Origin of the sequence: Rhodococcus sp. NPDC057014 (assembly GCF_042673295.1) — a bacterium.
Classification (GTDB): domain Bacteria; phylum Actinomycetota; class Actinomycetes; order Mycobacteriales; family Mycobacteriaceae; genus Rhodococcus_F.
Genome location: NZ_JBHUSF010000147.1, coordinates 9,780 through 21,126, shown reverse-complemented (window position 1 = coordinate 21,126; position 11,347 = coordinate 9,780). Strand labels below are relative to the sequence as shown.

The 11,347-nt window shown below is 67.9% G+C and carries 11 protein-coding genes; 2 read left to right on the top strand and 9 right to left on the bottom strand.

Annotation, left to right across the window (positions count from 1 at the left end; genetic code table 11):
- The coding region (locus ACFTZB_RS25630; RefSeq protein WP_378435333.1) for an MFS transporter at nt 1–441 on the bottom strand (441 nt) is incomplete at its 3' end.
- Nucleotides 442–607: 166 nt separating this feature from the next.
- On the opposite strand from ACFTZB_RS25630, the gene ACFTZB_RS25625 reads away from it, so the two are divergent.
- Nucleotides 608–1,528: a helix-turn-helix transcriptional regulator gene (locus ACFTZB_RS25625; protein ID WP_378435331.1), complete on the top strand. Its 921-nt coding sequence runs from the start codon at nt 608–610 to the stop codon at nt 1,526–1,528.
- Nucleotides 1,529–1,678: 150 nt separating this feature from the next.
- Here ACFTZB_RS25625 and ACFTZB_RS25620 read toward each other — a convergent pair whose 3' ends face one another.
- From ACFTZB_RS25620 to ACFTZB_RS25590, 7 genes are all read right to left on the bottom strand, one after another.
- Nucleotides 1,679–2,107, bottom strand: coding sequence for an acyl-CoA thioesterase (locus ACFTZB_RS25620; RefSeq protein WP_378435329.1), 429 nt, complete (start codon nt 2,105–2,107; stop codon nt 1,679–1,681).
- A gap of 92 nt (nt 2,108–2,199) precedes the next feature.
- Entirely contained in the window at nt 2,200–3,015 is an 816-nt protein-coding gene (locus ACFTZB_RS25615; RefSeq protein ID WP_378435327.1) for an enoyl-CoA hydratase/isomerase family protein, read from the bottom strand.
- Between the two features lie 26 nt (nt 3,016–3,041).
- Entirely contained in the window at nt 3,042–4,079 is a 1,038-nt protein-coding gene (locus tag ACFTZB_RS25610; protein ID WP_378435325.1) for an enoyl-CoA hydratase/isomerase family protein, read from the bottom strand.
- A gap of 7 nt (nt 4,080–4,086) precedes the next feature.
- The gene (locus tag ACFTZB_RS25605; protein ID WP_378435323.1) at nt 4,087–5,634 is read right to left on the bottom strand and encodes a CoA-acylating methylmalonate-semialdehyde dehydrogenase; all 1,548 of its coding nucleotides are present in this window, start codon (nt 5,632–5,634) and stop codon (nt 4,087–4,089) included.
- A 25-nt stretch (nt 5,635–5,659) separates the two neighbouring features.
- Nucleotides 5,660–6,820, bottom strand: a complete 1,161-nt coding sequence (locus ACFTZB_RS25600) for an iron-containing alcohol dehydrogenase (RefSeq protein ID WP_378435321.1) — start codon at nt 6,818–6,820, stop codon at nt 5,660–5,662.
- Between the two features lie 16 nt (nt 6,821–6,836).
- Nucleotides 6,837–7,661, bottom strand: coding sequence for an enoyl-CoA hydratase (locus ACFTZB_RS25595; RefSeq protein WP_378435318.1), 825 nt, complete (start codon nt 7,659–7,661; stop codon nt 6,837–6,839).
- Nucleotides 7,662–7,701: 40 nt separating this feature from the next.
- Nucleotides 7,702–9,789, bottom strand: coding sequence for an acetate--CoA ligase family protein (locus ACFTZB_RS25590; RefSeq protein ID WP_378435316.1), 2,088 nt, complete (start codon nt 9,787–9,789; stop codon nt 7,702–7,704).
- A 279-nt stretch (nt 9,790–10,068) separates the two neighbouring features.
- Between ACFTZB_RS25590 and ACFTZB_RS25585 the strand changes: the two genes are divergently transcribed.
- Entirely contained in the window at nt 10,069–10,695 is a 627-nt protein-coding gene (locus ACFTZB_RS25585; RefSeq protein WP_378435315.1) for a TetR/AcrR family transcriptional regulator, read from the top strand.
- A gap of 13 nt (nt 10,696–10,708) precedes the next feature.
- On the opposite strand, the gene ACFTZB_RS25580 is transcribed toward ACFTZB_RS25585, so the two are convergent.
- Complete coding sequence (locus tag ACFTZB_RS25580) at nt 10,709–11,314, bottom strand: NUDIX hydrolase (RefSeq protein WP_378435313.1); 606 nt, start codon at nt 11,312–11,314, stop codon at nt 10,709–10,711.
- Nucleotides 11,315–11,347 lie beyond the last annotated feature (33 nt).

The window sequence follows — 11,347 nt, the reverse complement described above, 5'->3', positions numbered from 1 at the left end:
CGACATCACCGCCAATGCTCGCGCGCTCGCCCCGGGACCGGCGACGGCGGCCGCGACGACGGCGCCGGTGGCCCAGAACGTGCCCGTCGCCAGCGCGGTGAGTACGCGGGAGGCGGTGACAACGGTGAACGAATCACTGACCGCCGCCACCACGTGCCCGGCGGAGAACACCGCCAGCGCCCCGACCAGCGTGGCGCGGGCGGGCAACCGCAGCGTGGCCAGCGCCATCACCGGTGGGCCGATGATCATGCCGACCGCGAACGCGGTGACCAGCAGCCCGGCGCGGGCGATGTCGACGCCGAGGTCGGCGGCAACGTCGGGCAACAGTCCGGCGACCATGAACTCGGTCGTGCCCATCAGGAAGATCCCGGCCGCCAGCACATACACCAGCACCGGCAGGCCAGTGCTCGGGCTCGGTCGGACAGGCGTTCGCGTGGTCATCGCACCTCGTCGATGTCGAAGGATCTCGGTCGAGCGCCTCTACGCTCGCAACATCCATGCAACGCGGTCAGCGGCCCGGGTGGGAGGCGAAGATCAGGGGGGTGCCGGCAGCACCCCCCTCACGGCACCTGGCAACGGGCTTCGCGCAGGTCGTAGCCTCGGGGGTATGGAGTCCACCAACCGAGTCGCCGAGATCGGCACATTCCTGGCGTCGCGGCGGGCCAAGATCACCCCCGACCAGGTCGGGCTGCCGGTCTACGACGCCGCCAAACGACGCGTCCCCGGGCTACGCCGCCAAGAGGTCGCCACCCTGGCCGGGCTCTCGGTCGACTACTACACCCAAATCGAACGCGGCAAGGTCAACGGCATCTCCGAATCGGTCCTCGACGCCATCGCGCGTGCCCTCGAACTCGACGAGGCCGAACGCTCCCACCTGTTCGACCTGCACCGCAGCGCCCTCACCAGCCCGCAACGAGTCCGCTCACGCCGCACCACCAAGGCAGTGCGGCCGATGGTGCAGCGACTCCTCGACGGATACACCGGGCCCGCATTCGTGCGCAACGCCCGCCACGACCTCGTCGCCGCGAACCGGCTCGCCTACGCCTTCTATTCGCCCCTCTATCCAGACCAACTGCACCCCGACCCCAGCAGGGCGGTCAATTTCGTCCGGTTCTGCTTCCTCGACCCCCGTGCCCGCGAGTTCTACCCCGACTGGGACCAGATGGCCGACGGCGCCGTCAACCTGTTGCGCACCGACGCCGGCCGCGACCCCTACGACCGCGGCATCTCCGACCTCGTCGGTGAATTATCCACCCGCAGCGACGAATTCCGTGTCCGCTGGGCCAAGCACAATGTGCGCCTGCACTATACCGGCACCAAGACTTTCCACCACCCCGTCGTCGGTGACATCACCATCGACTACGAAACAATGCCGCTACCTGCCGACCCCGGCCTGGTCCTGACCCTCTACAGCGCCGAACCCGGCAGCCGTTCCGCCGACGCCATGACCCTGCTCGCCAGCTGGGCCGCCACCAACCTCGCCGCCACCGCATCAGGCGAGCAGCCGACACACACCACCGGCGAATAGCGGTTCGACGAATCCGCCTTGTCGAGGTGACGAAGTTGGTCTGGGCGGCGCTCCACGACGAACCTCGTCCGTTTAATAGTCCCCTGCTGCTCGGACTTCAGAAGATTGGTCGTCGGTGCAGCCGTGTTCCGATCGGAGTGCCGGCACGAGTCAGGTGCGCGATGCGCCGGAACGGGTGTGGTCCGTGGGAGTTAGCAGCGCCGTGCGTTCCGTGGAGGTGAGGGCGCGCTTCGATGCCGTCCCCGTGTCCCACCACACCAGAACTGCTGTCGCGTAGGCGATTTCTTTCCCCTGCGGACTGATGATGCATTCCTGGGTGGTGATGCTCGTCGTTCCGGCATTCACGACGGTGGAGGTCACCGAGACCGGGGAATCGTCGAGCGTGAGCTCGTTGAGGTATTCCAGGTCGAGGCGGGTGACGACGTACACCGGGTCCGGGTCGGACAGGGCGGCTGCGATCATGTTGCCGCGAGCCTGGTCGAAGAGGGTGACATGCACGGCGTGGAAGACGTGTTGTTGTGCGTCGAGATCACTCCACCGGAGTGGGATCGTGGACGTGTGACTGAAGTGCGTGGTCATGCTCGGGGTCTCCCGCGAGGTCGTGAGCGGGCTGCGTGGTCCGGCGAGGCCGCAGATCTGGGTTCGTGCGGCCCCGCCGGATGTTCCTCCAGTCAGGCCTTGACGGCGCCGTAGCGCTCGTCACGCCAGGCGAGAGCAGCCTTCAATCCCTTCTCGGCGGCGACCTTGTCGAATGCTTGCTGCTCGGGGGTGTTGGCTCCGTTGATGAGGGCGGAGATGTCGATGTTGGCGTTGACTGCGGTGCGCAGTCCCTTTGCCTCGTAGGCGCGGTTGAGGGCCTGCTTGGTCAACTGCAGGATCGGCAGGGGGGTCGGTGCGATCCGCAGGGCCAGCTCCCGGGCAGCGGTCTCGAGGTCCTCGAGCGGGACGATCTTGTTGATCAAACCGAGGGACAGCGCTTCCTCGGCGTTGATCTTGTCGCCGGTGAAGAGCAGCTCGTTGGTCTTCTTCTGACCGAGGATGAACGGCATCAGCAAGGTGACCGGTCCGGAGCCGTACTGGATTTCGGGCTCGCCGAACTTCGCGTCCTCGGCTGCGACGATGATGTCGCAGGCCATCGCGATCTCGCAGGCGCCGGCCAGGCAGTAGCCCTGGACGACGGCGATGGTCGGCTTCGGGCACGACCAGACCCGCATGGTGACGTCGACGTCGCGGCGCAGTACCGGCAACCATTCGAGCGGGGTGTCGGTGCCGTCTTCGATCTCGTCGTTCATATCGAATCCCGCGGAGAAGGCGCGCCCGTTCGCCGCGATGAGGACGACCTTGATCGAGTCGTCAGCTCCGGCCTCCGCGACGCGCCTGTCGAGTTCGAGGACGACCTCGGTGCTCAGGGCGTTGAGCTTGTCCGGTCGGTTGAGGGTGATCGTGGCGATCGGGCCGTTGGTTTCGTAGAGCACTACATCTGACATGTCACTCGTTCCTTCGTCGAAATGGGTTACTGCATCCATCGGGGTCGGCCGTCCCCATCGAGACCGAGAAAACGCGAGGCCGCCCACTGGGGGTTGCGGTCCTTATCGACCAGAGCGGCGCGGATGCCCTCGATGAAGTCCGGGGTGCGGATGACATCGCGGGCGACGTGCAGTTCCGCCGCGAGGCATTCCCGGAGAGTCCGTTGCCTACCCCACGTCAACAGCTCGAGGGTGAGCTGCAGGCTTTGCGGCGACAGACGGGACAGTGCAACCCGAGTCGTGGCCGCCCAGTCCCCGGCTGTGGCCGCGAGGCGTTCGTCGATCTCGGCGAGTGTGTCTGCGCTGAAGCACCAATCGATCTGCCCACGGTGCTCGGCGAGCGTGCTCTCCCCGACCGGGGAGGGGCCGCCGAGGGCGCGGAGCGTCTCGTCGACCGGTCGGGTCGGGTGATCGAGGAGAGCCGCCGGCACGAGTCCAATTGCGTCGGAGTCGATGAAGTGGGTTGCCAGTCCGGTGTAGAGGGCGTCGGCCGCCGACATCCGCGCCCCGGTCAGACCCAGGTAGACCCCGAGCGCCCCGGGCAGGCGCGAGAGGAAGTAGCTGGCGCCGACGTCGGGGAAGAATCCGATCCCGGTCTCGGGCATCGACAGTGTGGCGTTGCCGCTGACCACCCGGAACGCCCCGTGCACGGACAGGCCCATGCCGCCGCCCATGCAGATCCCGTCGATCAGCGAGATGAACGGCACCGGGTACTCGGCGATGCGGGCGTTGAGCCGGTACTCGGTGGAGAAGAACCGTTCACTTGATTCCGGGTCGCCGGCCAGGCTGTTCTCCTGGACGGCCCGGATGTCCCCGCCTGCGCAGAACGCCTTCGGACTGGCACTGTCGAGCACCACGGCACGCAGTCCGGAGTTCTCCCACCCCGCCAGGGCGGCATCGATCGCCTCGACCATCTCGGTGGTCAGCGCGTTGAGCGCCGTGACCCGGTCGAGGGTGATCACCCCGACGCCGCCGCGGATCTCGGTGCGGATCGTGTCGGTCGTCTGGACGGTCGCGGTTGCCACTGACACCTCACTCATGGGTGGGCATCGAGAAGTCGGTGCGGACCTGGGTGTCGTTGGGCCAGCGGGTGGTGGCGGTCTTGTTGCGGGTGTAGAACCGGACGCCCTCGGGGCCGTGGATGTGGTGATCCCCGAACAGTGACCGCTTCCAGCCGCCGAAGGAGTGGAACGCCATCGGCACCGGGATCGGGACGTTGATGCCGACCATGCCGGCCTTGACCTGCGCGAGGTAGGTGCGGGCGGTGTTGCCGTCGGCGGTGAAGATGGCGGTGCCGTTGCCGAATTCGTGGTCGTTGACCAACTGCAGGGCTTCCTCGAAGGATTGGGCGCGCACGATCGACAACACCGGCCCGAAGATCTCCTCGAGGTAGATCCGCATCGACGGGGTGACGTGGTCGAAGAGGGTGCCGCCGAGGAAGAACCCGTCCCCCGCGGTCGCCGGAATGGTTTCCCGGCCGTCGACGACCAGCTCCGCGCCTTCCTGCACCCCGACGTCGATGTAGGAGGCGACCTTGTCGCGGTGCACCCCGGTCACCAGCGGGCCCATCTCCACCTCCTGGTCGGTGCCGGGCCCGACCTTCAGGTCGGCCAGGGCGGCGATCAACCGCTCACGCAGCGCGTTCGCGGTCTCCTCCCCGACCGGGACGGCAACCGAGATCGCCATGCAGCGTTCCCCGGCGGAACCGTAGGCGGCGCCCATCAGCGCGGAGACAGCCTGGTCGAGATCGGCGTCGGGCATGATCACCATGTGGTTCTTCGCCCCGCCCAGGGCCTGGACACGTTTGCCCTGCGCGGCGGCGGTGCTGTGGATGTACTCGGCGATCGGGGTGGACCCGACGAAGCTGATCGCCTCCACCTGGTCGTGGGTCAGGAGGGCGTCGACCGCGATCTTGTCGCCGTGCACGACGTTGAACACCCCGTCCGGCAGGCCGGCCTCGGTCAGCAGCTTCGCGAGTTCGACGCTGAGAGTGGGGTCCTTCTCGGACGGCTTCATCACGAACGTGTTCCCACAAGCGAGGGCGACGGGGAACATCCACATCGGGACCATGGCGGGAAAATTGAACGGCGAGATCCCGGCGACGACGCCGAGGGGCTGCCGGAAGGTGACGCCGTCGACGGCGCGGCCGACGTTCTCGGAGAACTCGCCCTTGAGCTGTTGCGGGATGCCGCAGGCGAATTCGACGACCTCGAGGCCGCGGGTCACCTCGCCCTTCGCGTCGGAGTGGACCTTGCCGTGCTCGGCGGTGATGATCGTCGCGAGCCGGTCGGCGTGCTGTTCGACGAGGTCGCGGAACCGGAACAGGACCCGGGCCCGGATGTGGGCGGGGGTGGCCGACCAGGCCGGGAAGGCGGCGGCGGCCGCCGCCACGGCGGCGTCGACGTCGGCGGTGGTGGCCATCGCCACCCGGCCGGTGACCTGACCGGTGGCGGGGTTGTAGACGTCGGCGCGGGACTCGGCGCCGCGGGCGTCGACGCGGCCGGCGATGTAGTGGTCGATGTCGACCGGCGCACCGGATGCGGTGGCACCCGACGCCTGGGCGGGGATGGTGGCAGTCATGTGCAGTGTTCTCCTGGAGTCGTGTTCAGCCGTAGATCTGGGCGTACAGGTCGCGGATCTGTGCGTCGGTCGGGACGAGGGGGTTGTTGTTCGGTGACCCGGAGGCCAGGGCCTGGGCGGCCATGAGCGGGATCAGCTCGTCCCACCGGCCCTTGTCGATGCCGTACGCCTTGGGGGTAGGCACCGCCACGTCCCGGCACAGCTCCCGCAGCGCGGCGACGAGGTTGTCCGCAGCGGCGGCGTCGGAATCCGTGGCGGTGGCGACGCCGAGCGCGCGGGCGCAGTCGGCGTACCGCGACTGCGCGGCCCGCACCGAGAACGCGGTGACCGCGGGGAAGAGCATGGCGTTCGACAGTCCGTGTGCGACGTGGAAGTGCGCGCCGATCGGCCGGCTCATCCCGTGCACGAGGGCGACCGAGGAGTTGGAGAACGCGATGCCGGCCTGGGTGGCGGCGAGCATCATCTGCTCGCGGGCCTGCGCGTCGGTGCCGTCGGTGTAGGCGCGGCGCAGGACCCGGCCGATCGTGGCGATCGCGGTCAGGGCGAGGCTGTCGGCGAAGGGGTTCGCCTTCGTGCTGACGTACGCCTCGATCGCGTGGGTCAGGGCGTCGACCCCGGTGTCGGCGGTCAGCCGCGGCGGCATCGACACGGTCAGCTCGTAGTCGATGACCGCGGCGATCGGCAGGAACGCCAGGCCCGGGCAGAGCATCTTCTCATCCGAGGCGCTGTCGGTGATGACCGTGAACTGTGTTGCCTCCGAGCCGCTTCCAGCGGTGGTGGGGACGGCGATGACCGGCAGTGCGGGCCCGGCGTTGGTGCGGGGGGCCTTGTAGTCGCGCATCTGCCCGCCCTGGCGGCCGAGGATGCCGAGGGCCTTGGCGGTGTCCATCGGGCTGCCGCCACCGAACCCGATGACCGAATCGCAGTCGTGCTCGGTGATCGCGGCGACGCCGGCGTCGAGGGAGTCGGTGGTCGGGTCGGGGACGGTGCCGTCGAACAGGCGCGGCGACAGACCGGCGGATTCGAGGGTCTTGATCATCTGCTCGGCGGCGCCGGTGGAGACGAGGAAGGCGTCGGTGACCACCAGCGGTCGGGTGAGTCCGAGACTCGAGACGACCTCGCCGATTTCGGCGACGGCGCCGCCGCCGATCCGCATGATCCGCGGGAGTGCGATGGGTGCAGCCATGGTGTGTCTCGCTTTCTCAGCGGTGGTTGAAGGACGGCTTGCGCTTGTCGAGGAAGGCGGCCATGCCCTCGGTCTGGCCGTCGGTGGCGAACGCGGCGTGGAACAGGCGCCGCTCGAAGCGCAGGCCCTCTGCCAGCGGGGTCTCGAACGCGGAGTTCACGGCCTCCTTCGCCATCAGCACCGACGGCCGGGAGAATCCGGCGATCTTCTGCGCGATGGCGAGTGCCTCGTCGATGAGGTCATCGGCGGGGACGATGCGGGCGACGAGGCCGATGCGTTCGGCTTCCTCGGCGTCGATGGTGCGTCCGGTCAACACCATGTCCATGGCCTTGGACTTGCCGACGGCGCGGGTCAGGCGCTGGGTTCCGCCCGCGCCGGGAAGGATGCCGATGGTGATCTCCGGCTGGCCGAACTTGGCGGTATCCGCGGCGATGATCATGTCGCAGCTCATCGCGAGCTCCGCTCCGCCGCCGAGGGCGTAGCCGGCGACCGCGGCGATGATCGGCTTACGGGTGGTCGAGGCGCGTTCCCAGCTGGCGGTGATGAAGTCATCGAGGTAGACGTCGGTGAACGACTTCGGCTGCATCTCCTTGATGTCGGCGCCGGCGGCGAAGGCCTTCGCGCTGCCGGTCAGGACGACGGCACCGATGCTGTCGTCGGCCTCGGTGGCATCGAGGGCGGCGGTCAGCTCCTCGGTGAGGTCGTTGCACAGGGCGTTGAGGGCCTTCGGGCGGTTGAGGGTGATCAGGGCAACCGGGCCACGGCGTTCGACCAGGAGGTAGGTGTAGTCGCTGTCGCTGTGGGTGGGCAGGGCGGTGATGTTCTCGGCGATATCGGTCATCGATCTATTTCTCCTTGTGGGATTTTCAGGTCTGCTGGGGTCAGTGAGCGGAGTCGAGGATGATGCGGGCGTCGAGTGCGATGGCCCGGGTGGGGGTGACCGCGATGGGGTTGCACTCGATTTCGCCGATCTCCGGGTGCTGCGCCGCGTAGGTCGAGAGGGTGGCCACCAGTTGGGCTGCGGCGTCGACGTCGACGGGCGCCTTGCCGCGGAAACCGGTCAGTAGGGCGGCACCGCGCAGCGAGAGCAGCAGCTCGCGGGCCTGGTCGGCGGTGATCGGGCCCAGGGCGCAGCGGGTGTCTTTGAGCAGTTCGGTGTACACGCCGCCGATGCCGACGAGGACGATGGGTCCGAACGTCGGGTCGCGGCGCACGCCGATGATCAGTTCGACCGCGCCGGAGAGGTCGGCCATCTCCTCGATGGAGCAGACCGGTGGGGCCAGCCGAGCCTGGACGTCGTCCCAGGCCTCGATCAGGGCGGTGTGGTCGGCGATGTTCAAGATGACGCCACCGTTGTCGGACTTGTGTTCGTCGCCGAGGGCTTTGAGGACGAGGGGGAACTGCAGGTCGGCAACCGCTGCTTCCAACTCCCGGGTGGTGGAGACCTCGGCGGCGGGAACGAACGGGATGCCGGCGGCCGCGAGGGCGCGACGGGCCGGCCAGTATCCGGTCTCGGTCAGCGGGGCGGCGGGTTCGGGCAGCACCGGCAGCGGGTGCGCACCGGCCTGAGCGCGGCGGGCCAGCCGGCTCAGCACCCAGCTGGCGTGTTCGACGTTACGGTAGACGGCAATTCCACTGTCCCGCAACGCCTGTGCCGGCTTGGAGTCGGCGAACATCGTCTGGGCGATGAAGCTGGCGCCGGACTCGGCGACGAGGGCGCCGATGTCGTAGCCGACCTGGATCTCGCCGGGTACGACGGCGGGGTCGTAATCGCCGTAGCCGCCGAAGAATCCGGTCATCAGCACGGCGTCGGTCTCGGGGCTGGCGATCAGGCGTTCCGCGACGCGGGCGAAGCAGGTGATGTCCTGCTCGCCGCCGCCGGCGAGGTCGATCGGGTTCGATGTTGCCGCGGTCGGCGGCAGCTCTCCGGCGATGCGGGCGGACAACTCGGCAGAGAACTCCTCGACCTGCAGGCCGGCGTCTTCGAGGCTGTCACTGGCCAGTGAGGCGTGACCGCCACCGTCGGCGAGGACAGCGACCCGGGCACCGGCCGGAGGGTTGGTGCGGACGAGGGCTTGGAGCAGGTTGGCCATCTCGAACGGGCTCGACACCAGTTCGGTGCCGGTGGCCTCGCACACGGCTTCGAGGACGACGTTCGAGGTCACCAGGGAACCGGTGTGCGAAGCCGCGCCACGGGTGGAGGCGGCACCGCGGCCCACCGACAACAGCACGACGGGCTTGCCGGCGTCCGCGGCGCGAGCAGCGGCGCGGGCGAACTTGCGGCCGTCCTTGAAGCCCTCGCAGTACACCGCGATCGCCTCGGTGCCCTCGTGGTCGACGCAGCCGTCGATCAGGTCCGCGACGTCGAGGTCGGCGCAGTTGCCCAGGCTCGCGAAGCGAGCGACGCCGAGTCCCTGTTCGGAGAAGTGCTCGGCCAGATCGATCGCGACGTTGCCGCTCTGGGAGATGATCGACACCGAGCCGGGGCGGAATTCGTTGACCGTCGCATCGAGTCCGCTGGTGTTGTCGAGCACGCCCAGGCAGTTCGGGCCGAGCATCGGGATCCCGGCCTCCTGCAGCCGGGAGACCAGGGCATTCTGCCGCGCCAGTCCTTCTGCGCCGGATTCTCCCAACCCGGCGGTGATGGCGACGATCGCCTTGACGTTCGCGGCGATGGCGTCGTCGACGGCCTCGTCGAAACCGGCCGCCGGGACCGCGATGACGGCGAGATCGACCGGACCGTCGAGGGAGGTCAGGCTGGGCACCGCCGGGTGATCCAGGATCGTCGTCCGTGTCTTGTTGATCAGGTGGGCCGGCCGCCGATCGGCGTCCCGCAGAGCTCGCACCGCGAGCCAGTTGCCGTACTTGGCGGGATCGTTGCTCGCGCCGACGATCGCGATCGAGGACGGGGCGAACAGGGCGGTGAGGTCCCGGCGAGTAGCGGGCAGCGCGAGGGCAAGTGAGGTCATCGAAGGATCTCCGTCTTCGGAAGCGGGGTGCTCGGTGGTCGGCAGCTGTGAAACCGCAGGTTCGGGAAACCGCGGATAAGAATGTGTGGTGCAACGCACAATAATATGGAATTATTGCGACGTCAAGACGAAATGTTCCCGACCCCGTGCACGCACCGAACGGGTCCGTGAAGTGCTCGTTTCACGGGCAGTTCGCGCGCACTGCGCCGATCGCTACGATCGAGAGACGACCTGCGCGTTCGGGGAACGCGAGGGACTTGCAGGTGGAGGTTGGGACGGATGGCTGTGGCGGATGCATCGCAAGTAGTGGGTGAGGATCCCCTCGTCGCCGAGAGTCGGCGACGGATTCTCGACGCCACGGAACGACTGATAGCGGTGCACGGCATCGAGAAGGTGCGCCTGCGCGACATCGCCCGTGAGGCAGGTGTGTCGATCGGAAAGATTCAGCACTATTTCGACAGCCGTGACGCGGTCATCGAGGAGATGCTCAGCGCGGCGAGCCTGCGGCGGGTCTCAGACTGGGCGACGTTCGCCTCCGACATCGACGACCCGGCCACGAAGATGGTCTCGCTGCTCGAACACGCGATCACCGACCGCGAGCGGTGCACGGTCTGGCTGGCCACGACGTCGGTGGCGAGTCGGAACGAGCAGTTCATCCCCGACGTGGCCCGAATCTACGATGCATGGCGCGCCAAGCTGTCCGAGGTCGTCGAGTCCGGCCGCCGCGAAGGCATGTTCCGACCTGTCGCGCCGGTCGACGAGATCGTCGACAGCATCATCAGCGTGATCGACGGGTTGATGACCGCCGTCGCAATCGATCTGAGCGGCTACACCCACGAACGCAATACCCGGATGCTCCGGCGCATCGCGGAATCACTGCTCGGCACGACCTTGGATCGGGATTGACCGAGCCACACATTCACTGCCAGGCGAACACCGGCTGCCCGACGTGCGCGACGCGAGTGTGCCGGCGGCGCAACACCACTTCTCGGAATTGGTAGAGAATCGCCGCGGTGGGTGCGTGAATGCCGAGGTCCCGGAATGGCCATTGCAGAATCGGTGAATCGACCCGTGGATCTGTGACGAAACGGGGTTCTGTGTCCACCTCGTCCATGGTGACCGCGTGCACGCGGGCGACTTCCGACGCGTTCGGACGCAGGGTGCCGGCGAAGTCGCCGATCCACACCACGAACGGTGTGATGACGTAACCGGATTTCGTGGCGAAGTCGTCGAGTTCGCCGAGGATCTGCTGGGGATGAACGTGAAGTCCGAGTTCTTCCTTCACTTCTCGCAGGGCGGCCTCCGCGGCTGTTTCGTTCGGGTCGATACGCCCACCGGGAAAGGCGACCTGGCCGGGGTGCGCACGAAGGCTCGATGAGCGCTCGGTCAGCCAGATGGCGGGTTTCCCGTCTTCTATCAGGACCGCGATACAGACCGCGGCGGCGCGGCGACCGTCGAGGGGCAGTTTGATGGCTCGGAATTGCCTCAGCGCCCTGGACAGTTCGAACCGGTTGATCGTCGACATACTGCCCCCTTCTGGGACTTCTCATCCATCTCG

Coding starts and splice junctions, on each gene's coding strand:
- ACFTZB_RS25625 (WP_378435331.1), top strand. CDS start 608: ATGGAGTCCACCAACCGAGTCGCCGAGATCGGCACATTCCTGGCGTCG.
- ACFTZB_RS25620 (WP_378435329.1), bottom strand. CDS start 2,107: ATGACCACGCACTTCAGTCACACGTCCACGATCCCACTCCGGTGGAGT.
- ACFTZB_RS25615 (WP_378435327.1), bottom strand. CDS start 3,015: ATGTCAGATGTAGTGCTCTACGAAACCAACGGCCCGATCGCCACGATC.
- ACFTZB_RS25605 (WP_378435323.1), bottom strand. CDS start 5,634: ATGACTGCCACCATCCCCGCCCAGGCGTCGGGTGCCACCGCATCCGGT.
- ACFTZB_RS25600 (WP_378435321.1), bottom strand. CDS start 6,820: ATGGCTGCACCCATCGCACTCCCGCGGATCATGCGGATCGGCGGCGGC.
- ACFTZB_RS25595 (WP_378435318.1), bottom strand. CDS start 7,661: ATGACCGATATCGCCGAGAACATCACCGCCCTGCCCACCCACAGCGAC.
- ACFTZB_RS25590 (WP_378435316.1), bottom strand. CDS start 9,789: ATGACCTCACTTGCCCTCGCGCTGCCCGCTACTCGCCGGGACCTCACC.
- ACFTZB_RS25585 (WP_378435315.1), top strand. CDS start 10,069: ATGGCTGTGGCGGATGCATCGCAAGTAGTGGGTGAGGATCCCCTCGTC.
- ACFTZB_RS25580 (WP_378435313.1), bottom strand. CDS start 11,314: ATGTCGACGATCAACCGGTTCGAACTGTCCAGGGCGCTGAGGCAATTC.